This is a genomic window from Roseibium sp. TrichSKD4 (assembly GCF_000148725.1).
Taxonomy (GTDB): domain Bacteria; phylum Pseudomonadota; class Alphaproteobacteria; order Rhizobiales; family Stappiaceae; genus Roseibium.
In genome coordinates this window covers 367,654-393,307 of sequence record NZ_GL476310.1, presented here as the reverse complement: position 1 = coordinate 393,307, position 25,654 = coordinate 367,654, and the positions used below count along the sequence as shown (strand labels likewise).

Sequence of the window (25,654 nt, the reverse complement as noted above, 5' to 3'; positions counted from 1 at the left end):
CGGGTCTCAGTTTCTTTTTGCATATTAGAGTTCACTTACCCCAACTGGGGTCAAACAGCTGGGGTGACTGCACTGTCCAGACGAACCATCAAACGATTACGGGCTGCCTCGTCGCAGAAAGCTGCTTCAAGTGCTGTGCGGGTAATTGCAATCTGATCAGCTTCACTTAATCCGAAGGTCTTTGAAACCGAGCTGTATTCCCGACCCAAGGTGGTTCCAAAAAAGGGAGGATCATCTGAGTTTAGAGTGATCCGAACGCCTTCTTGACGCAGAATATTGACTGGATGGAACCGCAGAACAGAATAGACACCAAGTGCAATATTGGAACCTGGACACGTTTCCAGAACAATTTTCTCGTCAACCAGACGTCGGATGAGGTCTTTCTCTTCAATTGCCCGCACACCATGGCCCAGTCGCTTCACCTGCAGAAAATCAAGGGCAGCTGTAATGCTATCGGGACCACCAAATTCGCCAGCATGCGCGGTCAGGCCAAGCCCTGCCTCCCCGGCCATCCGGAATGCTCTGGCAAAATTGGCCGGGTGACCATCTCGTTCATCCCCGGCAAGCCCAAATCCGGTTACCATTGGATGCGGGTTGGCGATGACCTCTCTGGCGACCCGTTCGACCGCCGCTGCTCCGAAATGCCGAACTCCGATCGCGATCATGCGACCTTCAATACCGGTGTCGATCTTGGCCCGTTCGATCCCGGCTGCCAGACCTTCAACATAAGATGCATAGGAAAGGCCCGCTGATTGCGCATGGTCCGGGGAGATGAAGACTTCCCCGTAGATTGCTCCTTCAGCTGCCAACATGCGAAAATAGGTCTCGCTTAACAGCGAGTAGTCAGCAGGCGTCTTGAAAACATTGCTTGCCAGATCATAGGTTTCCAGAAAGCTGGTGAAATCAGACCAGACATATTTGCCGTTGCCATCTATTATCGCCGAGACGTCGATCTGGTAGTGATCGGCAAGGCGAGCGACCAAGGACGGCGCCGCAGCTCCCTCTATATGGCAGTGAAGCTCTGCCTTTGGCACCGTCACATGTTCGCTCATGAGCATCCTTCCAGCTCAGACTACCTTAGGAAACTGGTGCCATGAGCGCCAGCCGCAATTCCCAAATGATCGGCGATGCTTTCCCCGATATCAGCAAAGGTTTTGCGCCCGCCGATGCGGCGACCGGAAAAACCCGGACCGGTTGCCAAAACGGGGACGTGCTCGCGCGTGTGGTCTGTCCCCGGCCAAGTGGGATCACAGCCATGATCAGCCGTCAGGATCAGAAGGTCACCTTCTTTCAACTTTGCGATCAGTTCCGGTAACCGGCCGTCGAACCGCTCAAGCGCGGCTGCATACCCGGCAACATCGCGGCGGTGCCCGAAAAGGGAATCAAAATCGATGAAGTTAGCAAATACGAGATCACCATCTTCTGCCATTTCCATCGCTTCCAGCGTCCGATCAAACAGCTGGTCGTTTCCAGCGCCTTTTAGAACCTTTGCCACGCCCTGATGAGCAAAAATATCAGAAATCTTGCCAACCCCGACGACTGTCCGCCCAGCTTCGCTCAAGCGGTCGAGGATGGTCGGTTCTGGCGGCAAGACGGAATAATCCCGCCGGTTGGCGGTCCGCTCGAACGTCGTTTTGTCCGACCCGGCAAAAGGCCGCGCAATCACCCTGCCAATATTGTAAGAGTCCGCAAATTCGCGCGTGACTTCGCAGAGCTCATAAAGCTTTTCCAGGCCAAATGTTTCCTCGTGAGCGGCAATCTGAATGACACTATCCGCGGAGGTATAGAAAATCGGCAGTCCGGTGCGCAGGTGCTCTTCGCCAAGTTCTTCAATGATTACCGTTCCCGAAGCATGTTTGTTGCCCAGAACACCCGCGATCCCGGCCTTTTGTATGATGCCCTCAATCAGCTCATCGGGGAAGGTCGGGACGGTTTGCGGGAAATAACCCCAGTCGAAACGCACCGGCACACCGGCGATTTCCCAGTGACCGGAAGGCGTGTCCTTGCCGTTTGAAACCTCTGCTGCATAACCCCACAAACCTTCCGGCTCACCGGCAAAGTCCAGCCCCGGAGCTGCCTTGCCATTGGAGGAGAGAGAGGCAGCGCCAAGACCCAACCGGTCCATGTTTGGCACGTATAACGGCCCCTTCCGGAGACCGGCTTTATCGGCCTTTCCGGCAGCACAATGATCTGCAATATGGCCCAGCGTGTCGGAACCAGCGTCGCCAAATGCATCTGCATCAGCGGCACCGCCAATTCCGAAGCTGTCCAAAACGCACAGTATCGCTCGTGGCATACGCCTGTCCTTTTGTTGCCAGCCTATTGGCAGGAGCTTCTTCGTTGCGGTCCCTGTGCTCAGGAAGCTATCCGCTCAACCACCGGCGGGTGATCTGGAACGTCTCGGGCTTCACCGATTTGGTAGGCTGCGCGCACCATAGCTGTCGCTTGTTCCACCTGTTCTTGAGTTTGCGCATGAACAATGGCCAGCGGAGCATCTGCATCGACTGTGTTGCCTATACCGGCAAGACTTGTCAGACCGACAGCAGGGTCAATTTCCTGTGCGGCAAAAGTCCGCCCACCCTTAAGCGCAACCACAGCGAGACCAACCTCACGAGCATTTACACCCGTCACAGTCCCGCTTTGTTCCGCGTAGATCGGTGCTTCGATCGGCGCCGTGGCCAAATAGAGTTCGGACTTCTCCATAAAGTCGGTCGGTCCATAAAGAGCACTGACCATTTTGGCAAACACTTCAGCGGCACGGCCACTTTCAAAGGCAGCTCGCATTTTTGCCGCGCCATCTTCACCATCTGCTGCCAGCCCGCCGGTTGCAAGCAATTCACCGCCTTGCGCAACCGTGATATCCCACAAGCGGTTGTCGACGGCTGTGCCTTTAAGGAAATCGACGGCGTTCTGAACTTCAACTGCATTACCTGCAGCTGAAGCCAGCGGTTCATTCATGTCGGTCAACAAAGCTGTTGTCTTGAGCCCTGCGCCATTGGCGACCTTGACCAGACTTTGTGCCAGCGCACGCGCCTCATCAAGTTCAGCCATGAATGCACCGGTGCCCCATTTCACATCCAGAACAAGCCCTTGTAGTCCCGCGGCCAGCTTTTTCGACAAAATCGACGCGGTGATAAGGTCAAGGCTTTCTACTGTCGCCGTAACATCGCGAATGGCGTAGAAGCGCTTGTCGGCAGGTGCCAGATTGCCGGTTTGCCCGATCACGGCACAGCCCACTTCCTTTACGACCTTTTTGAAGAGGGCGTTATCCGGTTGTGTCTGATAGCCTGGAATGCTGTCGAATTTATCGAGCGTGCCTCCGGTATGTCCCAGTCCACGGCCTGAGATCATCGGAACGGCTGCTCCGCAAGCTGCCAGTGCGGGAGCAAGCATCAACGAAACATTGTCGCCCACACCGCCAGTCGAGTGCTTGTCGAGAACTGGTGCTTCGATGTCGGACCAGTCCATCACATCGCCGCTGTCACGCATCCCCAGTGTTAGAGCAACACGTTCGTCGATTGTCAGGCCCTTGAAAAAGACTGCCATGGCAAAGGCTGCGACCTGACCTTCTGTGATGCTTTCATCGGCCAGACCTTTCACGAAGAACGCAACCTCTTCGGAAGACAACGTTTGCCCGTCGCGTTTTTTGCGCACGATTTCCTGAGGCAACATGGTTAGTATCCTTCGCCCGCGGTTGCTCCTGAGCCTTCGATTTCACCGATCAAGGCATCCAGCAGTCCGCTGGCGCCGAACCGGAATGTCGACGCTGACACCCAATTGTGCCCCATGATCTTGTCGGCCAGCGCCAGATAGGCGGCGGCATCATCGACTGTGCGAATGCCGCCAGCCGGTTTGAAACCAACATCTTTCTGGTGATCGCGCCGCGCTTCCTCAATGGCGGTCAGCATGATTTCGGCTGCTTCAAGCGTCGCGTTGACCGGCACCTTGCCGGTAGAGGTCTTGATGAAGTCCGCACCAGCGCCGATGGCAATCTCGGATGCCAGATGGATAAGAAGCGGATCCTTGATCTCGCCGGTCTCCAGAATGACTTTAAGTTTCGCTGGAGCAGGAATGACCTCTTTCACACGGATGATCTGCTCTTCCGCAAACCCTTTTCGCCCTTCCATGAAACCGCGATAAGGCATCACCAGATCGATCTCGTCGGCTCCGTCCTCAATTGCCTTTTTTGTTTCGGCGACAACAGCCGTTGTCTCTGTTCCGCCCGCAGGGAAATTGACGACCGTTGCCACTTTCACGCCGGTTCCCGAAAGCTCGCGAACAGCTTGCGCGACAAACTTTGGCCAAATGCAGACGGCCGCAACCGAGCCATGATCAGTCACGGTTCGAGACGTCAGAGCCGAAACATCCGCTTCCGTGCAATCATCATTGAGGTTGGTGAGATCAACGAGACCAAGGGCTCGTTTGGCAATATCCTTTTGCGAAAGATCACTCATTGCCAACCTCCTTCACAAAACCGCGCACCAGCTGTTTCATTCGGTCCATGCCCAGTTTGGCGACCGACTTCGTTTCGTCATGGGAAAGTGCGTGAGACTGAATGCCCGCGCCGTAGTTTGTGATGATGGACATGGCAGCAACACGCATCCCGAGGAACCTGGCCATGATGACTTCCGGGACGGTGGACATGCCCACTGCATCCGCGCCCAAGGTCTTCGCCATGCGAATTTCCGCCGGTGTTTCGAACGACGGGCCGGAGAACCACATGTAAACACCTTCAGCAACCGGATCACCGGTTTCCTCGGCCACCTTTTTCAGCGCCGCACGCAGCTCTGGATCATAGGCTGCGCTCATATCCAGAAACCGGCTCTCATCTTCTTCGCCGATCAAAGGGTTTTTACCAGACCAATTGATGTGATCGGACAGAATCATTGGCTTGCCCGGAGCCACCTCTTCACGCAAAGAACCTGCAGCGTTGGTTGCCAGCAAGATCTCGCAGCCCAGCTCTTTCAAGGTTTCCACCGGCGTGCGCATGACGGCTGGGTCGCCACTTTCATAATAGTGCGCACGGCCCGACAAGATCACGACCGGAACATCGCCCATGGTTCCTGCGACCAACTCGCTGGAATGGGAGGTGACCGTGGACACGGGAAACTCGGTCAAATGCGAGTAGGGAATATGGACAGCATCCTCGACTTCCTCTGCCAAAGAGCCAAGACCGGACCCAAGGATCATGCCAACCTTGTAGGAACCATCACGGGCTGCGCGGACAATATCTGCGCATTCACGACCAAAACCACTCATCAGTCTTCAGACCTTTTTCTTTAATTCAAAACCGGCCGGAAGAAGGTCGGCCATTGTGTATGTCTTTTTCACTTCATTGAGATCCGCGATGTGAACCAACACATCATCACCGGCGAATTCGCGAATTTTCTGGCGACATCCACCACAAGGTGAGCAGTGCTCCGCGTCAGCTATGACAAGCACTTCGGCGATTTCGGTTTCGCCGGCCAATACCATGGCGCTGATCGCACCGCCTTCTGCACACACACCTTCGGGAAAAGCCGCGTTTTCAACGTTGCAGCCTGCGATAATCTTGCCGCCCTTGGTGCGGATGGCAGCGCCCACCTGAAACTTGGAGTAAGGCGCATAAGCCCGCTCGCGCGCGGACTTTGCCGTTTCAAAAAGCTGCGTGAGCGGGCTCATGTGCGCTCCTTAAGATAAGGAATGCCGGAAGTCTTTGGTGGTATGGCCTTGCCAATAAACCCGGCCAGCAGGATAACCGTCAGAATATAGGGAAGCGCCTGGAAGAACTGGACTGGCACTTCGCCAATACCGGGAATTTCCTGCCCCTGTAGACGGATCGCGACCGCGTCAAGGAAGCCAAAGAGGAGGCAGGCAAGCATTGCATTGCCCGGACGCCATTTGGCGAAGATCAATGCAGCCAGTGCTATGAAGCCCTTACCGGCGGTCATTTCCTTGATGAAGCCGGACGACTGCGCAATCGACAGATACGCCCCGGCGATGCCGCACAATATCCCGCAGATGACAACTGCTCGGTACCGCAGCCAGATCACGCCAATACCGGCTGTGTCGACGGCGGCAGGATTTTCACCAACGGCCCGAAGGCGCAATCCAAACCGTGTGCGGAACAGCACCCACCATGTCAGCGGAACAGCTGCAAACGCCACATAGACCAAAATGTTATGGCCTGACAAAAGCTCTGAGTAGATCGGCCCAAGAACCGGCACCCCACTCAAGGCGTCTACAAATGGCAAGTCGATGTTTTCAAAGCGACCGCCTTCGGGCAAAGCCGGGGTTCTGCCTCCTTGCCTGAACCAGGTTTGCCCCAACAAGCCGGTCAATCCGATGGCGAGGAAATTGATCGCAACACCGGAAACGATCTGGTTGCCACGGTTAGTAATGGAAGCAAGGCCATGAATGAGGGCTAATCCACATGCCACCCCAATACCGGCCAAAAGGCCAAGCCATGCGCTGCCTGTAATGTAGCCAACTGCACCTGCCCCAAACGCCGCGCCCAGCATTTTGCCTTCAAGACCGATATCAACAACGCCAGAACGTTCTGAATAAAGACCCGCCAGACAGGCCAGGAGAAGCGGCGTCGACAGGCGAACCGTTGAATCGAGAATTTGGATCAGGATGTCAAACATGCTCCGTCCTCCTTAAGCGGCTTGAGCGGACGGGCCGGTGCCCGATGCAAAAAGGCGGATGAGAGCTGGCCGGAACATATACTCAAGCGCTCCGGCGAACAGGATGACCAGACCCTGAATGACAACAATCATGTCCCGGGTGATCGCGGGCATCTCGAAGGAAAGTTCGGCGCCGCCCTGATAGAGCATGCCAAACAAAATGGCCGCCAATACGATGCCAACAGGGTGACTGCGCCCCATTAGAGCAACAGCGATACCGACAAATCCGTACCCGGCCACATAGTCGATCAAAAGCCTGTGCTGCGAGCCCATGATTTCGTTGATCGCCATCATGCCTGCCAGACCTCCGGAGATCAGCATGGTGACGATAATGGTCCGAACCGGGCTGATGCCGGCATAAACAGCTGCCGTTGGATTGGCTCCAAAAGAGCGGATCTCGAAGCCAAGTTTGGTGCGCCAGATCAAAAGCCAAACCAGAACGCAGGCTAGCAACGCAACAAACAGGGAGAGATTCACCGGGGCATAGTCGAAGCCAAACCCGGGAAAGATGTCATTGAGGAATGGCAGGCGTCCGCCATCTTCAAAGGTCCGGGTTTCGGACTGCATCGATCCGGCTTTCTTCAAGACGTTGTTCAGAAGATAGACCATCAGCGACGCTGCGATGAAATTGAACATGATCGTTGTGATCACGACATGGCTGCCGCGCCTGGCCTGAAGCCAGGCTGGAATAAAGGCCCAGGCCGCCCCCATAAGTGCGGACCCGAGTACCGCAAAAGGGAGCGTCACCCACCATGGAACATATTGGTCCATGGCCAGACAGGCCATCGCAACACCCAATCCACCGAGATAGGCTTGTCCTTCACCGCCAATGTTGAACATGCCCGCATGGAAAGCGACAGCAACGGCCAGCCCGGTGAAGATAAAGTTGGTGGCAAAGAACAGGGTAAAGCCGACCCCTTCCCCATAACCGAGCGATCCCCAGAGCAGGATTTTTACCGCGTCAATCGGGTTTTCACCGATCAGGATCACAACAAGACCGGAAACGAGAAAGGCGGCGGCCAAGTTCAGAACCGGGATCAGGCCATAGTCGACCCAGCGCGGGAGTTGTCCGGCACTCATTTCGCTTCTCCCTCAACACCGGCCATCAGCAGACCAAGTTCGCCTTCGTCCGCATCTGGTGTGCGTTCACCAACAATCTTTCCATCGAACATGACAAGGATCCTGTCCGCCAGAGAGCGGATTTCGTCGAGCTCGACCGACACAAGCAAAATGCCCTTGCCAGCATCACGAAGTTCAACAATCCGCTTGTGAATGAATTCGATGGCTCCAATGTCCACACCCCGGGTTGGCTGCCCGACCAGAAGAACGGTTGGGTCGCGCTCGATTTCTCGCGCAAGAACGATTTTCTGCTGGTTTCCGCCGGAAAAATTGGCGGTTTTCAAAAGAGGACTTGGGGGGCGAATATCGTATTTTTCAATCTCGACCTCCGCAAGCTGCTTGATCTTTGCGATATCCAGCAATGGGCCCTTGGAGTAAATCGCGTCCGTGTGATAGCCAAGGATGGAGTTCTCATACTCGGCAAACTTGGTCACCAGCCCCATCCGGTGGCGGTCTTCCGGCACATGCCCCAGGCTCTTTTCGCGCATTTCCGCTGGGTCAAGCGGCTTGGCCCGCAGGTCGATCTCATCACCGTCAATCCAGAGCGTGCCCTGATCGGCGCGGCGAATGCCGGCAATTGTCTCAAGAAGTTCCGACTGCCCGTTTCCAGATACACCTGCAATGCCGACAATTTCACCCGCTCGAACATTGAAGGACACGTCCTTGACGACCTTCACGCCCCGGCTGTCGACCACGCTCAGATTATTCACTTCCAGAACGCGCTCTTTTGGCTCCGCCGGTTTTTTATCGACATTCAACAGAACGCTTCGCCCAACCATCAGCTCGGCGAGTTCAGACATGCTTGTTTCAGACGTTTTGCGGGTGGCGACCATTTCACCACGCCGCATCACCGAGACAGTGTCGGTGATGGCCATGATTTCGCGCAGTTTGTGTGTGATGAGCAGGATGGTCTTGCCCTGATTTTTCAGGACATCGAGAATTTTGAAAAGATGGTCCGCTTCCGACGGAGTCAACACACCTGTCGGCTCATCCAGAATGAGGATTTCTGCCCCCCGGAATAGCGCCTTCAGAATTTCGACCCTCTGCTGAAGACCGACCGGCAAATCCTCGATCAGAGCATCCGGATCCACTTTCAGTTCGTATTCGTCTTCAAGACGCTGGAGTTCTGATTTCGCCCGACCTAATCCGCCCGACAGGCTAGCCCCACCTTCAGCGCCGAGCACCACATTTTCCAGAACCGAGAAATTGTCGACCAACATAAAATGCTGGTGGACCATGCCAATTCCAAGAGAAATCGCCGTTTTGGAGTCCGGGATCGTGACAGTCTTCCCATCAACGAGAATATCACCATCGTCGGCCGTATAGAAGCCGTAGAGGATCGACATCAATGTCGACTTGCCAGCACCATTTTCGCCGATAATTCCGTGGATTGACCCCTTTTTGACCAAGAGATCAATGTCCTTGTTGGCGTGGACGGGGCCGAAACTCTTGTTGATCTTGCGCAGCTCAATGGCTGGCTGGGTGGACGTATCCAACCCTTGGGACATATTCGGCTTGTTCATGACTTCAGCACCACGCCTTTACGAAGAAAACCGGATTTAGGAATGCGGGCACGGACCGTCTGTCAGGACGTCATGCACTTTCAGAGAACCATCGGAGATAGCTGAGACCGCGCTGGCGGCAGCAGACTTCATATCATCGGAGATGAGCGCTCGATTATGATCATCCAACACCCAATCCATACCGCCCTCAGCCAAACCGAGAACGCGCACGCCCGGTTCAAATGATCCATTGGCCGCAGCGGTAAAGCTGTCGTAGACAGCGTTGTCCACCCGTTTGCGAATGGAGGTCAGAACTTTTCCGGGATGCATGCCATTCTGGTTGGAGTCTGTGCCTATCCCCAAAACATCTGCATCTGCAGCCGCTTGCAGGACTCCAATGCCCGTTCCCCCTGCAGCCTGAATGATCACATCGGCACCAGCATCAATTTGACCGCGCGCAAGTTCGGCTCCGCGCACCGGATCAGCAAAGGCGGCAGGCGTGTCGCCCGCCATATTGTAAAGCACTTTGATGTCCGGATTGGTCGCGAGCGCCCCTTCCTGATAACCGCACAGGAACCGTCGGATGATCGGGATATCCATGCCGCCGACAAATCCGATGACGCCGCTTTCACTCGCTTTGGCCGCCAGTACTCCGGCGATATAGGCACCTTCATGTTCTTTGAAGACGTAGGAGGCGACGTTTGGCGCATCGACCACCATATCGATAATGGCAAAGGATTTATCCGGAAACGCCTTTGCAGCTTCACCAACCGCTGACGCCTGATTAAAGCCGATGGCGACAATAGGAGCGTGATTTCGCGTAGCGAAGTTTCTCAGTGCCTGAAGGCTTTGCGCGGCGCGTTCGATTTCAAACTCTCGGACTGTCTTGCCGGTTTCCTCTTTGTAACGAGTTACACCAGCATATGCGCTTTCGTTAAAAGACCCATCAAACTTTCCACCGACGGAATAGACAATCGCCGGTGCCGCCGCAGCACTTAGCCCCGCCGCCTGTATAACCAGCAGCGCAAAGGCTGGCGCTATCATCCATCGTTTCATGGTGTCCCCCATCCGACAGTTTGCAAGGAATTCAATTTCGAATGGCGGCGCCCCCATCGCAACGGGGGCGCCAATTTCAGGTTTGAATATGATTAGAACGGGCAGCTTTCGTCGGACATGTAGTCATGAACGACCACCTTGCCGGATACGATGTCTGCGGTTGCTGTTTCGACAGCCTTTTGCATGCCAGCCGTAATCAGCTCTTTGTTGTTGTCATCCAGAGCCCAGTCAACGCCACCTTCAGCAAGACCAAGAACGGAGAAGCCTGAGCTCCAGTTGTCATTCTTGGCGTCTTCAAAGGCTTGGTAAACAGCAACATCAACGCGCTTCAGCATGGAGGTCAGAACCTTGCCCGGATGCAGGCCATTCTGGTTGGAATCGACACCAATGCCGAGCTTGTCAGCGTCCGCAGCAGCCTGAAGAACGCCGATGCCTGTGCCGCCAGCAGCATGGTAGACAACATCCGCACCGCGATCGAACTGGGACTTGGCCAGCTCGCCGCCCTTAACCGGGTCGTTCCAGGCAGCGCCTGTGGTGCCGGTCATGTTTTCAAAGACTTCCACTTTTTCGTTTGCAGCCAAAGCACCTTGCTTGTAGCCACAGGCGAATCTGCGAATCAGCGGAATGTCCATACCGCCCACGAAACCAACTTTACCGGTTTCAGAAGCCATCGCTGCCAGCTTGCCAACGATGTAGGAACCTTCATGTTCCTTGAAGACGATTGAACGCACGTTCGGCAGGTCAACGACCATATCGACAATTGCGAATTTCAGATCTGGAAACTCCTTGGCAACCTTCTCGACAGCGTTTGCCTGCGAGAAACCGATCGCAACGATCGGGCTCATGCCGCGCTTTGCAAAATTGCGCAGAGCCTGTTCGCGCTGGCTGTCGTTCTGGATTTCAAAGTCACGATATGCAATGCCGGTGTCGCTGGTGAATTTTTCAGCGCCGGTGTGAGCCGCCTCATTGAACGACTTGTCGAACTTGCCGCCCAGATCATAGAGCAGAGCCGGTTTGATGTCCTCTGCCATTGCACCCGCCGACATCAGCATGGTTGCTGCTGCGGCCCCAATCATGAGTAGTTTTTTCACTCTCTTGTCCTCCATTGAACGACCGGCAACATGCCGATCCGCTTCGGATTTCCCCTCAGGCTGTTCTTTGGCGCGCCGCAGAACACTGAGTTTGCAGACCAGCCTCATTGGCGACTGCTCTGGCCAAATTTTCATCTACGATCAGGTCGGTGATCACCCCGGTCCTGAGCGCGGCCAATGTTGCGCTGGCTTTGCTTGCACCGCCGGCCAACGCGAGAATGCGCGCACCGCGCACATCTTCATAATGCAACCCGACCGCGCAGTCACCGAGTTGAACCGGTGCCTGCACCCCGTTCTTGTCGAGGAAGCGCCCCATCAGGTCAGATACTGCACCGATCTTGATCAGATCGGCCTGTTCATCCTTTGAGATAATGCCCCGTTCAATCAGGTGCCCTTCGTTCTCAATCGAGCCAATGCCGACCACGAAGAGATCCGAGCCGCGCGCGCGATCCAGAAGACCCTGCACGCTGCTTTGCCCCAAAAAGACAGACTTTTCCGCCGGAGATTCAGCAAAATAGGGAACTGGAAGGTAATAGCCTACCCCACCGGTACGCTCCTGCACCTTCTGAACCACGTCATAAGGGTTTGCTGCAAGGTTCCGGGTGAGAGAACCACTGATTGAGATAATTTCAAGTTCCGGGCGCGAGATTTTTGGAAGTTCTTCTACAGCCGCTTTCAGAGTTCGCCCCATACCAACCCCGACACGGCCAATCGCCTCGGACGTTAGAAAGTTTGTCAGAACTTCAGCCGCAATGCCTGCAATTGCGCGGATAGAGGTTTCCTGATCTGCCACCCCCAAGTCCGGCGCTACAATGCAGCTGCCCAACTCGAAGTTACGGGTCAGAGTATCCTCCAGCTCGAGACACTCAAGGGGCCGCCCTTCGATCCGGAACTTCACCATTCCAGTTTTTTGGGCATGCGCAATCAAACGATGAACTTTGGCCGCGGAGACGCCTAACTGATCGGCAATTTCGCCTTGAGTCCGCCCTCCGACGAACGACAACCAAGCCGCCCGAATAGCCAGATATTTGGTCCAATCATCATCGCGCGTACGCATGACGCTCTGCTGCTCCCCAATACGGCATGGCCCAATATGAGCTTTGCCGCGGACCTTCAGTACAAAACTGAAGCGCCCCTCATCCCGACTTCGCCGGAAGTGAAATTTTATTCACTCACTGATTTTTTCTTCATTTTTTATCGAACTGAGCACAGACGTCAAGAACTCAAAAGGCAAACACGGAAGAATTAGGCTACCTAGTTAAAACTGCTATTCTCTAAGGCTATGCAATTTCAGCATTAATTTCGATCACTTCGAATATGCATCGTCAAGAGGGGTAGACCTTTTTTCACGGCAAACGCTCGTTTTTCGTCCTTCAACATTGTGTGCACTACGTGCACTTTGATTTTGATGTAGATTCAAGAATCAGGCATGATTTAAAGATGCCCCAATGTACTGGAGTAAGATCCTAAACGTAAATATTGAGTAGTTGTCTAAATTCACGAGGAACGAATAGATAATAAATTCGAGTCTAACATAATAAAAAAACAGCTTGGGAGACGTTCTGACCAGGCCTTCTGGCCTAGAAGGAGAAAAAAATGCGTCTCGGCACTACCAGAGCAGTCAAAACACTGTGCACAACACTGTTCGGTCTGAGTTTCGGTTTGAGTATCCAAGCCAGCGTTGTACAGGCCGCAAACATCAACCCCATCGGCGCTGCCGCGCCAGCCTTTTCCTATGACCCGGCCAACGAGGTCGACGTGGAATTGGTTTTGGCCGTCGATATTTCACAATCCATGGACACAGAGGAACAGGAAGTTCAGCGCGCGGGATATGTCTCAGCCCTCACTTCCAAAGAGTTTCTTGAAGCCATTGAGATGGGGCCGATTGGCCGAATAGCCGTCACCTACATGGAATGGGGCGGCGTTGAAGAGCACTTCATTGTTGCCGATTGGACCGTTATTGAAGACAAACGATCCGCGGAATCTTTTGCAAGCATCATCGCAGAAGCCCCTCTCCGGCAAGTTCAGCGCACGTCGATCAGTTCCGCGCTGAAAAAGTCTGTTTCCATGGTTCAGGACAACCAATACATGGGTCTTCGGCAGGTCATAGACATTTCCGGAGACGGTCCTAACAATCAAGGTGGTTCTGTCACGGAGGTCCGCGACAACTTGCTCACCTCCGGCATCGTGATCAATGGACTGCCCCTCATGATGAAGGCCAAGACCAACACCTGGCAGGCAATGCTCAATCTCGACCACTATTACGAAGATTGTGTCATTGGCGGACCCGGCTCATTTGCCATTCCAGTGAGGTCGAAGGAAGGGTTTGCGGATGCCATCCGCATGAAGCTGGTCATGGAGATTGCCGGTTTGACCTTCCCGCAAAGCCACATTCATAAGGTCAAGATGCGCGAACCCATCCGTTGCAACATGTTTGACTGAAAAATGGCTGGCACATCGTAGCAGAGCGAGTTTCTTGCCTCGCTCTGCCGATATGTTGCTGATAAGCGGCTCTGTTGATTGACTTCAAATCGGATCGCGTTTTATCTGCCCGCAACCGCGGCGTCAGTCTGTGACGTCAAGCCTCAATTGCGGATGCCGTTTGATGACCGACCGCCTCACACTTGCCCTTGTTGCCCATGACGCGAAAAAGGAGATGATGGTTTCCTTCGTTGAACGTCATGAGGCGAAACTCAAAGATTTCAGTCTGGTTGCAACTGGCACGACCGGTGGGCGCATATTGGAGGCCTGTCCGTCTCTTGCCATCACCCGTCTGAAAAGTGGCCCGCTTGGCGGCGACCAGCAGATTGGCGCGATGATGTGTGATCGGAAGATGAGCGCGCTGATCTTTTTTGTCGATCCGCTTAGCCCGATGCCACACGATGTTGATGTCAAAGCCCTGATGCGTCTCGCCGTTGTGTATGATATCCCGATGGCACTTAATCTTGCCACAGCGGAAATATTGCTGCGCTCGGCTCGGCTCGCCGGGCTCAAGACCACGTCTGACATTCCGGAAGTAACAAGTGCCTGACTCTCTCGTCTCATCCGCCGCCAATCGGTTCGAGTACCCTGTCCTTGTCGCTGACATCGGTGGAACCAATGCGCGTTTCGCTCGGATTGATGGTCCAGTGTCCGACACGGTGCATTGTCCCTCGCAGGGAACTGGCAACCACACCGGTTTGATCGAAGCCGCAAAGGATAGTCTTGCTGGCGTTGAAGGCCCAGAGCCAAAAACACTGATTGCTGCTGTTGCAGGCCCTGTCACCAGTGACGTCATCCCGTTGACCAATGCTCCGTGGATTATCGAACCGAGAAAAGTGCTTGCAGAGCTGAAGCTCGATCAGGTCGTTATTATCAACGATTTTGAGGCACAAGCGCTCGCGCTCCCGGAGCTTTCTGGGGACGAGATCGAACAAATCGGCGGTGGCGCCGTGCGTCCCGCCTCCAGCAAGTTTGTGCTTGGTCCAGGAACCGGATTGGGCGCAGCTGCAATGATCAATGCAGCCAATACCTGGATCCCGGTCCCCGGTGAAGGGGGGCATGTGGAGATCGGGCCTGTCAGCGCGGATGACGAAGCCATCTGGCCACATATTGAACGGCTGGGCGGGCGAATTGGAGCAGAGAATATTTTGAGCGGCAGTGGACTGCCCCGTCTTGCGGCAGCGGTTGCGAAGAGCCGTGGCAGTGAGCCGACGTTTCAAACCGCTGCGGATGTAACGGGCGCAGCGGCGAGCAATGATCCCATTGCTGTGGAAACCCTTCATGTCTTTGCGCGGGCGCTTGGCCGTGTTGCAGGTGATTTTGCACTCAGCCTGCTTGCACGTGGTGGCGTCTACCTGACCGGCGGTGTCACACCCCGGATCGATGCCTTCTTGATGGACGGCCATTTTCGCGCTGCTTTTGAAGCCAAGGCCCCACACGAAAACCTGATGAAGTCCATCCCAACCTTCATCGTCCGCCACCCTAATCCAGCTCTTAAGGGGCTTTCTGCCTTCGCCCATCACCCGGACCGGTTTGCCGTCGATATTGCCGATCGATCCTGGGTATCGCAAGGGCGTGAAGGGACAGCTCTGGCCGGTTAAACCCATGGCATCGCACCCGGCTTTTCCGTTCCCACTTCCCATTGATGCTGTCCTTGACGAACTGACGGCCAGTCTTGAAACGCACAACAACGTTGTTCTGGTGGCTGAGCCGGGCGCAGGTAAGACTACACGTGTTCCACTAGCGCTGTTGAATGCCTCCTGGCGCGGCGATGGCAAAATCATCTTGCTGGAACCCCGCCGATTAGCCGCACGTGCAGCAGCCCGGCGAATGGCCTTAGAGCTTGGCGAAAAGGTTGGAGAGCGGGTTGGGTATCGCGTGCGCATGGACAGCAAGGTCTCAGCAGTTACGCGCATTGAGGTCGTCACTGAGGGTGTCTTCACCCGCATGATCCTGGATGACCCGGAACTCACCGGTGTTGCCGCTGTCCTGTTTGACGAATTCCACGAACGGTCATTGGACGGCGATCTCGGCCTCGCGCTTTCGCTTGATGTCCAAGCAGCGCTTCGTGATGACCTGCGCCTTGTTCCCATGTCTGCAACACTTGATGCGGCGAAGGTGTCGGAAGCCCTCGGCGGGGCCCCCATCATTGAGAGCAAAGGGCGCAGTTTTCCGGTCGACACGCGTTATCTTGGCCGCCGCCCAAAGGATCGGATCGAAGACGTAACAGCACGGGCCGTACTGACAGCGCTTTCAGATGAGACCGGTTCCGTTTTGGTCTTTTTGCCTGGGCAAAAAGAGATCTTACGAACCGCTGACCTTTTGAAAAGCAAACTTCCCACTAAGACAGGTCTTGCGCCTCTTTATGGCGCGCTTGATCCAAAGCAGCAGGACAAGGCGATCAAACCGGTAGGCGAAGGCGAGCGCAAAGTGGTTTTGGCCAGCGCCATTGCGCAAACCTCTCTGACAATTGAGGGCATTCGTGTCGTCATTGACAGCGGGCTTGCACGCGTTCCCCGCTTTGAGCCGCAGACCGGGCTAACCCGGCTTGAAACTGTTCGAGTATCCAAAGCCTCGGCAGACCAGCGGCGTGGGCGAGCTGGTCGAATCGAACCCGGCGTGTGTTATCGACTTTGGGACGAAGTGCAAACAAGTTCGCTCCCTGCCAATGAGGCACCAGAAATTCTGGAAGCGGATTTGTGCTCGCTGGTTCTGGACCTTGCAAGTTGGGGAACCCTTGATCCGTCCCAGCTTACATTTCCCGATCCACCGCCTGCACCGGCTTGGGCCGAGGCTGTGTCATTGCTGAAATCGCTGGATGCTTTGGACGACAATGGCCGAATAACCAAACAGGGCCGAGACCTTGCCCGCCTCCCTCTTCACCCTCGACTCGCTCATATGATTTTGAAAGCTTCAGACCAAGGCGAAGGCTGGACAGCCGCACTTATTGGGGCTGTCGTCTCTGAGCCCGGCTTAGGAGGGCGGGATACAGACTTGAGGGTTCGCCTCACGCGACTGGTTAGCGATGGAAGCCCACGAGCGCGGGATGCGCGAAAGCTTGCCGAACGCTGGTTATCGCTTGCAGTCGGAAAGAAGCGAGACATTCGTCCAGAGACGTCCGGAGCCCTGCTCGCCTTGGCTTACCCTGACCGGGTGGCCGAAGCGCGCGGAAAGGCGGGGCGATATCGGCTCGCCAATGGCCGGGGCGCTGAACTGGACGACAGCCATCCACTAAGTGCCGAACGCTTTCTGACAATCGCCGATATTCAGGGAAAAGCCGCGAATGGACGGGTCGCACTTGCCGCGCCACTGACACAGGCTGACATTGAAGACCTCTTTGCAGACCACATTGCCGAAGTTGAGGAAGTCTCGCTCGAACCGAACGGAAAGCTGAAAGCGCGCCGACTTCGGAAATTTGGGCGTGTGGTGCTCGACAGCCGGATTATCTCCAACCCATCCCCTGAAGTAATCACGACTGCGCTGATTGGTGAAGTCCGGCGCAAGGGAGTTGATCGGCTGCCATGGAGCGCTGACCAGCTTCGCCTTCGAGGCCGGGTCGCCTTTGTCCAGCGGTCTGGCGAGCCGGACATGCCAGACCTTTCTGATGCACATTTGCAAGAGACGCTCGAGGACTGGCTCATCCCCTTCCTCCCCGGGACGAGCAGTTATGGAGACATAACAACTGAAGTGCTTGGAAATGCGCTGGCGGTGCTTATCCCGCATGATGTTTCTACACGCATTGAAGAGGCTGCTCCCTCACACTTCACCGCCCCAACCGGTTCGCGTCTTCCAATTGATTATGATCGTGAAATCGGTCCGACCTTATCGGTTCGCGTTCAAGAACTTTTTGGCCTGACCACGCATCCAAGTGTGTGCGGCGGACGCCTGCCTCTCGCTCTTGAACTGCTTTCCCCAGCCCAGCGCCCGATCCAGATCACCAAGGATTTGCCGGGCTTTTGGTCAGGGTCCTGGGCGGATGTAAAAGCGGATATGCGAGGTCGATATCCGAAACACCCTTGGCCGGATGATCCCACCACAGCGGCAGCCACGCGGCGAACAAAAACCTCCAACCGAACGTGAAACCCGCAGGCAGTACTCTTGGTTGTCACCGCAATTATAGGTTAGTGTTAGCGCATGGATCGCACGCACATCATATCCGAGCTGGCTGGCCGCAACAGATTGCCATGGGACGCACTGTCTGCATGTCTGGATGATCCCGCTCGCACAGCTGCGATCTTCCTCCCGTTTCTCAAACGGATAAGCTCTGGATCACGGCTGTCTGAGGAAGAAGAGCGGGCCCTTTTTTATGGTTTGCATGTGCTGGCCGCGCAGAAGGCCCATGCGTCCCTCCCTGACCTGATTCATTTGCTTGAAAACCACCGGGAGGAAGCCGACCGGATGATGGGAGATGCCGCTATCGGCGAAACCCTGCCCCGCATGCTGATGGCTCTTGGGGCCAATGATCCCGACGTGATTTGGCAGTTTGCGGCTTCAGCCCCAGCTGACTGGCTGATCCGAGACGCCTTCTTCAAGGCTTGGGCTTATTTTGTCCTCAATGGAACTGTGCCTCGATCAGCCGCTGCGAAGACGCTCAAGGCGTTGCCTGATCAGATGACGACCTCTCCAGAAGATCCGGTTTGGATCAGTTGGCTCAATATCATAGCAGACCTCGGCCTTACAGCCGTCGCTCCGATTGTTGCCGAGATCATCGATCAAGGGCGCATCGAGCGAGGTCCTTTTGCCTTGTCAGAAGCCGACTACCGGGAATTCCAGAAAAGACTGCGCGACAGCACGCCATCCCTTCGCAAAAGCGCTACTTGGCGGCGCAAGACCGGGTACATTCCTTTTGGCGAACCAGAGCAATTGAAATACGACTTCTACAATGCCGCCCGTCTTGCACCTGGGACCAGCGAAACAGTCTCGCAGACCTTGTTGATGAAAGCAGCAGAAGACGCTGCCGCTGCCTATACATTCGGCGAAGCAGGGAATGAAAACGCCCCGCTTGAACGATCAGACTAAACCAAAACTTAGGTTCCCACCCGGCACAAGCTCAGCAGCGCCGGGCGAGTTTTTTAAATTAGATTTACTCGTCAGACGCCGCGACAAGGCTTGCGTTTCCGCCAGCTGCAGCCGTGTTGATCGAGACAACCTGTTCCAGAGCAAAACGGACGAGATAGTTCGGGCCACCTGCTTTCGGTCCTGTGCCGGACAGGCCCGATCCGCCGAAGGGCTGCGTGCCGACAACGGCGCCAATCGTATTGCGGTTCACATAGACATTACCCACCGCCAAACGGTCGACGACTTTCTCAACCAGCGCGTCAATCCGACTGTGAACACCAAGGGTCAGGCCATAACCAGTCTCTTCAATAGCATCGAGCACCTTGTCGAGCTCCTGCGCCTTGTAGCGAACGACGTGAAGGATCGGGCCAAAGATTTCCCGCTCCAGCGCTTCTGGTCGATCCAGCTCGATGATATGCGGCGCAACCCATGTGCCGTTTGCATATTCGCCCTGTGGCGTTTCACCTACGTACCGGACCTTTTGAGAGGATCTCATCTTTTCGACATGTGCCAAAATGCCATCACGGGCCTCAGTATCGATCACCGGTCCGATATCGGTTGACGGCTTTTTCGGGTCACCAAGGCTGAGTTCCTTGGCGGCCCCTTCCAGCATCTTCAACTGCGCGTCTGCAATATCGTCCTGCAGGAACAACAACCGAAGTGCGGAACAGCGTTGACCTGCGGACTGGAAGGCTGAGTTGACCACATCATCACACACCTGTTCCGGCAAGGCCGTTGCATCAACCAACATGGCGTTTAGTCCACCGGTCTCGGCGATCAGCGGGACAATCGGTCCGTTCTTTGCAGCCAATGTGCGGTTGATCGCCCAGGCTGTTTCCGTGGAACCTGTAAAGGCCACACCGGCTACCTTTGGATGGCTGGTCAGCGCCGCACCGATTTCACCATCGCCCGGTACATACAAAAGCGCATCCTCCGGCACACCGGCCTTATGCATCATCCGCACCGCCTCATGAGCAATCAAAGGCGTTTGTTTTGCCGGTTTTGCGATGACGGCATTTCCCGCCACCAAAGCCGCGGACACTTGGCCGAGGAAAATCGCCAACGGGAAGTTCCAAGGTGAAATGCAGACGAATACGCCACGGCCTCGGAAACGATACCGGTCCTCTTCTCCTGTTGGCCCCGGCAGCAACCGCCCCGCCCCGAACAAGGACTTTGCCTCTGCCGCGTAATACCGGCAGAAATCGACCGCCTCTCGGATTTCAGCGATTCCGTCGGTCAGGGTCTTGCCGCCTTCAACGCACAAGATGGCCATCAGGCGATCGAAATCCGCCTCCATCAAATCAGCCATTTTTTCGAGGGCAGCTGCTCGGTCTTCAACGGGCCACCGTGACCAGCTCTTAAAGCCGACACGTCCGGCAGTCATCGCGTCTTCGACATTCTGGACAGAGGCCAGAGTGACCTTTCCGGCAACGATTTTGCCGTCGACCGGGGAAACAACGTCTTCGGTGACACCGAACGCTTTAGCTCCCGGAATAAGCGGCTTTGCCTCCACAGCTGGAAACTCGATATTCTCAATCGCGGTCACCAGTTCGGTGCGATCCTTCGCGCACCCAAGTTCCAACCCCTTGGAGTTTTTGCGGCTTTCCCCGTAGAGGTCCAGCGGCAACGGGATCGAGTTATTCCGAGAGTGATCTCCATTTTTAAGGATTTCATCCGGACGTTTGAGCAAATGTGCAACAGGAACCGAACTGTCCCCAACGATTGTCACGAATGAGGAGTTGGCACCGTTTTCCAACAGTCGGCGCACCAGATAGGCGAGCAGATCCTTGTGGCCGCCAACCGGCGCATAAATCCGGCAAGGATATTTGTCTGTTTCACTCACTGCCTTGAACAGGCTCTCGCCCATGCCATGCAAACGCTGAAACTCGTAGCCTTTCTTGTCACCAGCCAGCTCGGCAATCTGGGCAACCGTCAGCGCATTGTGTGTCGCAAATTGCGGATAAAGAACATCACGGGCCGCCAGCATGCGTTGAGCACAGGCCAGATAGGATAGGTCGGTTGCAGCCTTGCGGGTAAAGACCGGATAGTCTTCCGTTCCCATTTCCTGTGCATGTTTGATTTCCGTGTCCCAATAGGCGCCCTTCACAAGGCGGACCATCAAGCGGCGATCGTGTTTTCGCGCTGCCGCCACCAGCCAGTCTATGACGTGGATAGAGCGTTTTTGATAGGCCTGCACCGCAAGGCCGAACCCATCCCACCCTTCGGTCACAGGGTCTGCCAATACGGCTGCAATCACATCGAGTGAGATTTCGAGGCGGTCCGCTTCTTCTGCATCAACGGTGAAATTCAACTCATGCTTACGAGCGGCCGCAACAAGTTTGAGCAGTTTTGGAACAACTTCGCCCCGAACACGTTCGCCGTTCATGGCTTGATAGCGGGGATGCAAAGCTGACAGTTTGACGGAAATGCCCGGGCGATCCGGCAGCTCTCTGGTCCCGGCTGACTTTCCTATTTCCTCAATGGCATTGGCATACGACTGGAAGTAGCGCTCGGCGTCTTCCATTGTCCGGGCCCCTTCGCCCAGCATGTCGTAGGAATAGCGGTAGCCTTTTGCTTCCTGCGCCTTTGCCCTGTCCAGAGCCTTGCCGATGGTTTCACCCAATACAAACTGGTGCCCGAGCAGACGCATGGCCTTGCGGGTCGCGGTTCTTACGGCAGGCATGCCCATACGCTTCACAAGGGATGACAAAATGGACGTTGGCGTATCACCCGGGTGAAGCAAGCGGGATGTAATGCCCAGCGCCCAGGACGATGCAGATACCAGCCATGTGTCTGACTTTGGTTGGCTTGGCTCATCAAAACGAGCTGCTGCCAACTTGTCTTCAATCAGCTTGTCTGCAGTCGTGGCATCGGGAACGCGCAAGAGAGCCTCGGCCAATACCATCATCGCGAGACCCTCTCGCGTGGTCAGACCAAATTCCCGCATGAAGTCTTCTACACCTCCAAGCCCTGTCGGTGCATTGCGCATGGCGTGGATGTAGCCGGAGGCCTGCTCGTCGATCCGCCTTTCTTGCGCATCACTTAACGAGACCTCCGCCAGAAGCTTTCGAACAAGCTGTGTATCATCCAGCGCATATTCTGCGCGGAATGGTGGCAGGGTGGATTTATCAAGCGCTGTGGTATATGCAGTTGCAGAAGTGGGCATTCCCGTCTCCCTGGAAGAGGCCAACAGGCACAAAAGATTTTGCATCTTGCCTTGAGTTGAAGATGATTTTTCACCAAATTTATGCCAATGTTTGGTGGATTCCTTCGGTGCAAAAGGCCCATTTCCGTGTCCACCACCTCTCTTGACGCCATAGACCGCAAAATTCTCAAGGCCATTCAAGCGGATGGCCGGATCAGCAACACCGATCTTGCTGACAAGATTGGCTTGTCTGCCAATGCAACCAGCGAGCGTTTCAAACGCCTTGTCCGAGAAGGATACATCCAACACTTCTCGGCTGTGCTCTCCCCCGAAAAAGTGGGGCGGGAATTGCTTGTGTTTGTGGAGATCAAGCTGGACAGAACATCGTCAGAGATCTTCGATGGCTTCAAACGTGCCATCGAGCGCTCAAGCGACATTCTGGAATGTCATATGGTGGCAGGAGGCTTTGATTATCTGATCAAGGCGCGCGTGTCTGATATGGATACATACCGCAAATTTTTGTCAGACGTAGTTCTGACGCTTCCCGGGGTGCGAGAAACACACACCTACCCAGTCATGGAAGAGCTAAAGGAAACTCACATCCTGCCTGTTTGACAGGGTAAAAGGCCCCAGGGTCAGCCCCCCTATGCAAACTGTCACCGTGACAAAGATGACAATAATTCACAAAGGCTTGTCTTGACCTTACGGTTGTTCTGACGCCTAACGATTCCAGTGTTTCACTTTACCGAGGCCCTCATGAGACCTACTTCGCTCAAGTCCTTGCTCGCATCAGCAGCACTTTGTTTTTCATTTGCAACAAGCCTCGGCTCTGCAAATGCTGACGCTTGGACCGATGACACACTGGACGCCGCGCGCGGACAAACGGTGTATTTTCATGCATGGGGCGGAGAACAGCGGATCAACGCCTATATTGATTGGGCAGCGAAGGAAATAGAACAGCGATACGGCGTGACGGTAGAACACGTAAAAGTCAGCGAGACCGGTGCTGTGGTCAGTCAAGTCGTAGGCGAGAAAACCGCAGGTAGGGATAAAGGCGGCAGCGTTGATCTGGTGTGGATCAACGGTGAGAACTTCGCCACCCTAAAATCACAGGGGCTGCTGTCAGCACCCGGTTGGGCACAGTCACTCCCAAACTGGAAATATGTGGATGCGGAGGGCAAGCCGACAGTCCTCAATGACTTCACGGTTCCAACCGATGGGCAAGAAAGCCCCTGGGGCATGGCGCAGCTGGTCTTTATGTATGACACACGCGTTTTGAGTGAACCGCCGCGCAGTCTTGAAGCTCTTGCTGCCCTGACAGAGCGCCAACCAGGCCGGTTCACCTACCCACAACCGCCCAGCTTTTATGGAACAACTTTTCTCAAGCAAGCACTGATCAATCTGATCGTTGATCCGGACAAATTGTCCAAACCGGTCAACGCGGACACCTTTGAAGCCGAAACACGCCCGTTGTTCGCATATCTCGACGAGCTGCACAAAAACCTGTGGCGTGGCGGCGAGGTTTTCCCGAAGAACGCCGCACAGCTGCGCCTTTTATTGGCCGATGGCGAGTTGGATGTGGCTTTTTCCTTCAATCCAAGCGACGCCTCTGCAGCCATTGCCAACAACGAACTGCCCAACACGATCCGGACGTTTGTGTTTGACGGGGGCACTATCGGCAACACCCACTTTCTTGCCATCCCTTACAACAGTTCTGCCAAAGAAGGTGCCATGGTGCTCGCCAATTTCCTGCTTTCTCCGGAAGCGCAAGCCCGCAAGCAAGATCCGACATACTGGGGCGACCCGACTGTGTTGAATTTAAAGTCCCTTGATGCAGATGACCGAGCCGCATTCGACAGACTCGATCTGGGCATTGCCACTTTGACGCCAGAGCAATTAGGCAACACCTTGCCAGAGCCGCATCCCAGTTGGGTAACCGCATTGGAAAAGGCCTGGGTTGAGCGTTACGGCGGCAACTGATGCGTCAGAGGGAAATGTGGCTGCTTCCCAAACATCCCGCCTGATTTTATGGCCAACGACAATGATTGCCTTTTTTGTCGGCATCCCCGTTGTCGTTGGTCTGGCCGGCACCCTGTTTCCTGCTCTTGGGTATCTGCCAGCCCTTGGACATACTGACCTTTCGTTCAAGCCGTTTCAGGATGCGCTTGCTGCGCCAGGCATGAGCACATCAATTCTTCTGAGCTTCGGGACCGGACTGGCAGCCACCGCACTTTCGCTGCTGCTGGTTCTGTTTTTTACCGCAAGTTGGTACGGGACTTCCCTTTTTCAGACCGTCAGCCGGGTCCTCTCTCCACTCCTTGCTGTTCCACACGCAGCTGCAGCCTTCGGATTGGCGTTTCTGGTTGCGCCCTCCGGGTTCCTGATGCGGCTGATATCGCCTTGGGCTACAGGTTACGACCGCCCTCCAGATCTGCTCATTCTCAACGACCCACTTGGCCTTGCCATGGTTCTGGGGTTGGTCGCGAAAGAGGTTCCGTTTCTTCTTCTCGTGGTCCTTGCAGCCATGCCGCAAACCAAAGCGCGAGAGATGACCCGCGTTGCCGCCAACCTTGGATATGGATCAATCAGGGGCTTTTTCGCCGTCATTATTCCCCAGCTCTATCCTCAAATTCGCCTGCCTGTATTTGCCGTTCTTGCCTATTCAACTTCCGTTGTGGACGTCGCTATCATCCTCGGGCCGACAACGCCTGCCCCCTTGGCACCACGTATCCTGGAGTGGTTCTTTGAGCCTGCGCCCGCCATGTGGCTGCAAGCTTCGGCAGCCGCACTTTTGCAAGTGGTGGTAACAGCAAGTGCCATGCTGTTTTGGGTCTGCGCTGAAACCGTCATGCGCTTGGTCTATCGGTGGCAGGTTACAACCGGTGACAGGGCCGTTCAGGACTTCAGCTTGCGCTGGCTCACCCTTGGCTTCATCGGTACCATTCTTGTGGCACTTTTGTTCGGATTTACGGTCCTTGCGATCTGGTCCGTTGCCCGAGGTTGGTGGTTCCCGGACACATTGCCCAACACTTTCACACTTTTTCACTGGCGTATGGCGATTGAAGACAACGCAATGACCATATGGATAACGGCAGCCGTCGGCTTAGGCGCAAGTCTTCCTTGTCTTGCCCTGGTGCTCTGGCTTCTGGAGGCCCAAACCAGATGCCGAAGGTCAACAGGCAAGGCGGTAAAGGGACTTTTGTTTGTGCCTTTACTCGTTCCACAAATCAGTTTTCTATTCGGCCTCCACGTCCTGTTCGTATGGCTAGGCATTGGTGGAACGTACTTGGCCGTCACACTGGCTCACTTGGTTTTCGTGCTGCCTTATGTCTTTCTAGCTTTCTCCGACCATGGCATCATCTGGACCCAAGATATGGGCAAGTCGCAGCGTCTCTTGGCGTTTCCAATTGGCGGATCTTCTGGTCCGTTCGCCTGCCCCTGTTGCTCACCCCGCTGTTAATCGCACTGGCAATTGGATTCGCAGTTTCGGTTGGCCAATATCTACCAACCGCCCTGATCGGGGCCGGACGCATTACA

The 25,654-nt window shown here is 55.2% G+C and carries 22 protein-coding genes; 9 read left to right on the top strand and 13 right to left on the bottom strand.

What is annotated here, in order from left to right:
• Positions 1 to 50 precede the first annotated feature (50 nt).
• The 12 genes from TRICHSKD4_RS07635 to TRICHSKD4_RS07580 form a co-directional block, all read right to left on the bottom strand.
• The gene (locus TRICHSKD4_RS07635; RefSeq protein WP_009466926.1) at positions 51 to 1,052 is read right to left on the bottom strand and encodes an adenosine deaminase; all 1,002 of its coding nucleotides are present in this window, start codon (positions 1,050 to 1,052) and stop codon (positions 51 to 53) included.
• 20 nt (positions 1,053 to 1,072) lie between these two features.
• Positions 1,073 to 2,296, bottom strand: a complete 1,224-nt coding sequence (locus TRICHSKD4_RS07630) for a phosphopentomutase (protein WP_009466925.1) — start codon at positions 2,294 to 2,296, stop codon at positions 1,073 to 1,075.
• Between the two features lie 59 nt (positions 2,297 to 2,355).
• Positions 2,356 to 3,672 carry a thymidine phosphorylase gene (gene deoA / locus TRICHSKD4_RS07625; protein WP_009466924.1) on the bottom strand — a complete coding sequence of 439 codons (1,317 nt, stop codon included), beginning with the start codon at positions 3,670 to 3,672 and terminating at the stop codon, positions 2,356 to 2,358.
• Positions 3,673 to 3,674: 2 nt separating this feature from the next.
• Complete coding sequence (gene deoC, locus TRICHSKD4_RS07620) at positions 3,675 to 4,454, bottom strand: deoxyribose-phosphate aldolase (protein WP_009466923.1); 780 nt, start codon at positions 4,452 to 4,454, stop codon at positions 3,675 to 3,677.
• Positions 4,447 to 5,259, bottom strand: a complete 813-nt coding sequence (locus TRICHSKD4_RS07615) for a purine-nucleoside phosphorylase (RefSeq protein WP_009466922.1) — start codon at positions 5,257 to 5,259, stop codon at positions 4,447 to 4,449. Before TRICHSKD4_RS07615 ends, deoC begins: the two co-directional genes overlap by 8 nt.
• A 6-nt stretch (positions 5,260 to 5,265) precedes the next feature.
• The gene (gene cdd / locus TRICHSKD4_RS07610) at positions 5,266 to 5,661 is read right to left on the bottom strand and encodes a cytidine deaminase (protein WP_009466921.1); all 396 of its coding nucleotides are present in this window, start codon (positions 5,659 to 5,661) and stop codon (positions 5,266 to 5,268) included.
• Positions 5,658 to 6,626 carry an ABC transporter permease gene (locus tag TRICHSKD4_RS07605; RefSeq protein ID WP_009466920.1) on the bottom strand — a complete coding sequence of 323 codons (969 nt, stop codon included), beginning with the start codon at positions 6,624 to 6,626 and terminating at the stop codon, positions 5,658 to 5,660. The genes cdd and TRICHSKD4_RS07605 overlap by 4 nt, the downstream gene beginning before the upstream one ends.
• A gap of 12 nt (positions 6,627 to 6,638) precedes the next feature.
• Positions 6,639 to 7,745: an ABC transporter permease gene (locus TRICHSKD4_RS07600; RefSeq protein WP_009466919.1), complete on the bottom strand. Its 1,107-nt coding sequence runs from the start codon at positions 7,743 to 7,745 to the stop codon at positions 6,639 to 6,641.
• Entirely contained in the window at positions 7,742 to 9,307 is a 1,566-nt protein-coding gene (locus TRICHSKD4_RS07595; RefSeq protein WP_009466918.1) for an ABC transporter ATP-binding protein, read from the bottom strand. Before TRICHSKD4_RS07595 ends, TRICHSKD4_RS07600 begins: the two co-directional genes overlap by 4 nt.
• Positions 9,308 to 9,343: 36 nt before the next feature.
• Positions 9,344 to 10,342 carry a BMP family protein gene (locus tag TRICHSKD4_RS07590; RefSeq protein WP_009466917.1) on the bottom strand — a complete coding sequence of 333 codons (999 nt, stop codon included), beginning with the start codon at positions 10,340 to 10,342 and terminating at the stop codon, positions 9,344 to 9,346.
• A gap of 92 nt (positions 10,343 to 10,434) precedes the next feature.
• A complete protein-coding gene (locus tag TRICHSKD4_RS07585) occupies positions 10,435 to 11,418 on the bottom strand; it encodes a BMP family protein (protein ID WP_009466916.1) in 984 nt (327 codons plus the stop codon).
• A 70-nt stretch (positions 11,419 to 11,488) separates the two neighbouring features.
• Complete coding sequence (locus TRICHSKD4_RS07580) at positions 11,489 to 12,490, bottom strand: sugar-binding transcriptional regulator (RefSeq protein ID WP_009466915.1); 1,002 nt, start codon at positions 12,488 to 12,490, stop codon at positions 11,489 to 11,491.
• Between the two features lie 539 nt (positions 12,491 to 13,029).
• On the opposite strand from TRICHSKD4_RS07580, the gene TRICHSKD4_RS07575 reads away from it, so the two are divergent.
• The 5 genes from TRICHSKD4_RS07575 (at position 13,030) to TRICHSKD4_RS07555 (ending at position 18,933) form a co-directional block, all read left to right on the top strand.
• Positions 13,030 to 13,875 carry a DUF1194 domain-containing protein gene (locus TRICHSKD4_RS07575; RefSeq protein ID WP_009466913.1) on the top strand — a complete coding sequence of 282 codons (846 nt, stop codon included), beginning with the start codon at positions 13,030 to 13,032 and terminating at the stop codon, positions 13,873 to 13,875.
• 163 nt (positions 13,876 to 14,038) lie between these two features.
• Entirely contained in the window at positions 14,039 to 14,464 is a 426-nt protein-coding gene (locus TRICHSKD4_RS07570; protein ID WP_009466912.1) for a methylglyoxal synthase, read from the top strand.
• Complete coding sequence (locus tag TRICHSKD4_RS07565; RefSeq protein WP_009466911.1) at positions 14,457 to 15,515, top strand: glucokinase; 1,059 nt, start codon at positions 14,457 to 14,459, stop codon at positions 15,513 to 15,515. Before TRICHSKD4_RS07570 ends, TRICHSKD4_RS07565 begins: the two co-directional genes overlap by 8 nt.
• Positions 15,516 to 15,519: 4 nt before the next feature.
• Entirely contained in the window at positions 15,520 to 17,994 is a 2,475-nt protein-coding gene (gene hrpB, locus TRICHSKD4_RS07560) for an ATP-dependent helicase HrpB (RefSeq protein WP_009466910.1), read from the top strand.
• A 54-nt stretch (positions 17,995 to 18,048) separates the two neighbouring features.
• Positions 18,049 to 18,933: a hypothetical protein gene (locus TRICHSKD4_RS07555; protein ID WP_009466909.1), complete on the top strand. Its 885-nt coding sequence runs from the start codon at positions 18,049 to 18,051 to the stop codon at positions 18,931 to 18,933.
• A 64-nt stretch (positions 18,934 to 18,997) separates the two neighbouring features.
• On the opposite strand, the gene putA is transcribed toward TRICHSKD4_RS07555, so the two are convergent.
• Positions 18,998 to 22,138: a bifunctional proline dehydrogenase/L-glutamate gamma-semialdehyde dehydrogenase PutA gene (gene putA / locus TRICHSKD4_RS07550; RefSeq protein WP_040616557.1), complete on the bottom strand. Its 3,141-nt coding sequence runs from the start codon at positions 22,136 to 22,138 to the stop codon at positions 18,998 to 19,000.
• Between the two features lie 81 nt (positions 22,139 to 22,219).
• Between putA and TRICHSKD4_RS07545 the strand changes: the two genes are divergently transcribed.
• The 4 genes from TRICHSKD4_RS07545 to TRICHSKD4_RS32250 all read left to right on the top strand — a co-directional run.
• On the top strand, positions 22,220 to 22,732 hold the full coding sequence (locus tag TRICHSKD4_RS07545; protein ID WP_009466907.1) for an Lrp/AsnC ligand binding domain-containing protein: 513 nt from the start codon (positions 22,220 to 22,222) through the stop codon (positions 22,730 to 22,732).
• Positions 22,733 to 22,873: 141 nt separating this feature from the next.
• On the top strand, positions 22,874 to 24,097 hold the full coding sequence (locus tag TRICHSKD4_RS07540) for an ABC transporter substrate-binding protein (protein ID WP_009466906.1): 1,224 nt from the start codon (positions 22,874 to 22,876) through the stop codon (positions 24,095 to 24,097).
• A gap of 16 nt (positions 24,098 to 24,113) precedes the next feature.
• Positions 24,114 to 25,577, top strand: coding sequence for an ABC transporter permease (locus tag TRICHSKD4_RS31625; RefSeq protein WP_247642789.1), 1,464 nt, complete (start codon positions 24,114 to 24,116; stop codon positions 25,575 to 25,577).
• On the top strand, positions 25,532 to 25,654 hold a 123-nt coding region (locus TRICHSKD4_RS32250), incomplete at its 3' end, for a hypothetical protein (RefSeq protein WP_371256718.1). The genes TRICHSKD4_RS31625 and TRICHSKD4_RS32250, both read left to right, overlap by 46 nt.

Excerpts from the sequence above, each read along its gene's own strand:
- TRICHSKD4_RS07635 (WP_009466926.1), bottom strand. The coding sequence starts at position 1,052 with ATGAGCGAACATGTGACGGTGCCAAAGGCAGAGCTTCACTGCCATATA.
- TRICHSKD4_RS07630 (WP_009466925.1), bottom strand. The coding sequence starts at position 2,296 with ATGCCACGAGCGATACTGTGCGTTTTGGACAGCTTCGGAATTGGCGGT.
- deoA (WP_009466924.1), bottom strand. The coding sequence starts at position 3,672 with ATGTTGCCTCAGGAAATCGTGCGCAAAAAACGCGACGGGCAAACGTTG.
- TRICHSKD4_RS07615 (WP_009466922.1), bottom strand. The coding sequence starts at position 5,259 with ATGAGTGGTTTTGGTCGTGAATGCGCAGATATTGTCCGCGCAGCCCGT.
- putA (WP_040616557.1), bottom strand. The coding sequence starts at position 22,138 with ATGCCCACTTCTGCAACTGCATATACCACAGCGCTTGATAAATCCACC.
- TRICHSKD4_RS07540 (WP_009466906.1), top strand. The coding sequence starts at position 22,874 with ATGAGACCTACTTCGCTCAAGTCCTTGCTCGCATCAGCAGCACTTTGT.
- cdd (WP_009466921.1), bottom strand. The coding sequence starts at position 5,661 with ATGAGCCCGCTCACGCAGCTTTTTGAAACGGCAAAGTCCGCGCGCGAG.
- TRICHSKD4_RS07595 (WP_009466918.1), bottom strand. The coding sequence starts at position 9,307 with ATGAACAAGCCGAATATGTCCCAAGGGTTGGATACGTCCACCCAGCCA.
- TRICHSKD4_RS07580 (WP_009466915.1), bottom strand. The coding sequence starts at position 12,490 with ATGCGTACGCGCGATGATGATTGGACCAAATATCTGGCTATTCGGGCG.
- TRICHSKD4_RS07600 (WP_009466919.1), bottom strand. The coding sequence starts at position 7,745 with ATGAGTGCCGGACAACTCCCGCGCTGGGTCGACTATGGCCTGATCCCG.
- TRICHSKD4_RS07590 (WP_009466917.1), bottom strand. The coding sequence starts at position 10,342 with ATGAAACGATGGATGATAGCGCCAGCCTTTGCGCTGCTGGTTATACAG.
- TRICHSKD4_RS07585 (WP_009466916.1), bottom strand. The coding sequence starts at position 11,418 with ATGATTGGGGCCGCAGCAGCAACCATGCTGATGTCGGCGGGTGCAATG.
- deoC (WP_009466923.1), bottom strand. The coding sequence starts at position 4,454 with ATGAGTGATCTTTCGCAAAAGGATATTGCCAAACGAGCCCTTGGTCTC.
- TRICHSKD4_RS07555 (WP_009466909.1), top strand. The coding sequence starts at position 18,049 with ATGGATCGCACGCACATCATATCCGAGCTGGCTGGCCGCAACAGATTG.
- hrpB (WP_009466910.1), top strand. The coding sequence starts at position 15,520 with ATGGCATCGCACCCGGCTTTTCCGTTCCCACTTCCCATTGATGCTGTC.
- TRICHSKD4_RS07605 (WP_009466920.1), bottom strand. The coding sequence starts at position 6,626 with ATGTTTGACATCCTGATCCAAATTCTCGATTCAACGGTTCGCCTGTCG.
- TRICHSKD4_RS07570 (WP_009466912.1), top strand. The coding sequence starts at position 14,039 with ATGACCGACCGCCTCACACTTGCCCTTGTTGCCCATGACGCGAAAAAG.
- TRICHSKD4_RS07545 (WP_009466907.1), top strand. The coding sequence starts at position 22,220 with ATGCCAATGTTTGGTGGATTCCTTCGGTGCAAAAGGCCCATTTCCGTG.
- TRICHSKD4_RS07575 (WP_009466913.1), top strand. The coding sequence starts at position 13,030 with ATGCGTCTCGGCACTACCAGAGCAGTCAAAACACTGTGCACAACACTG.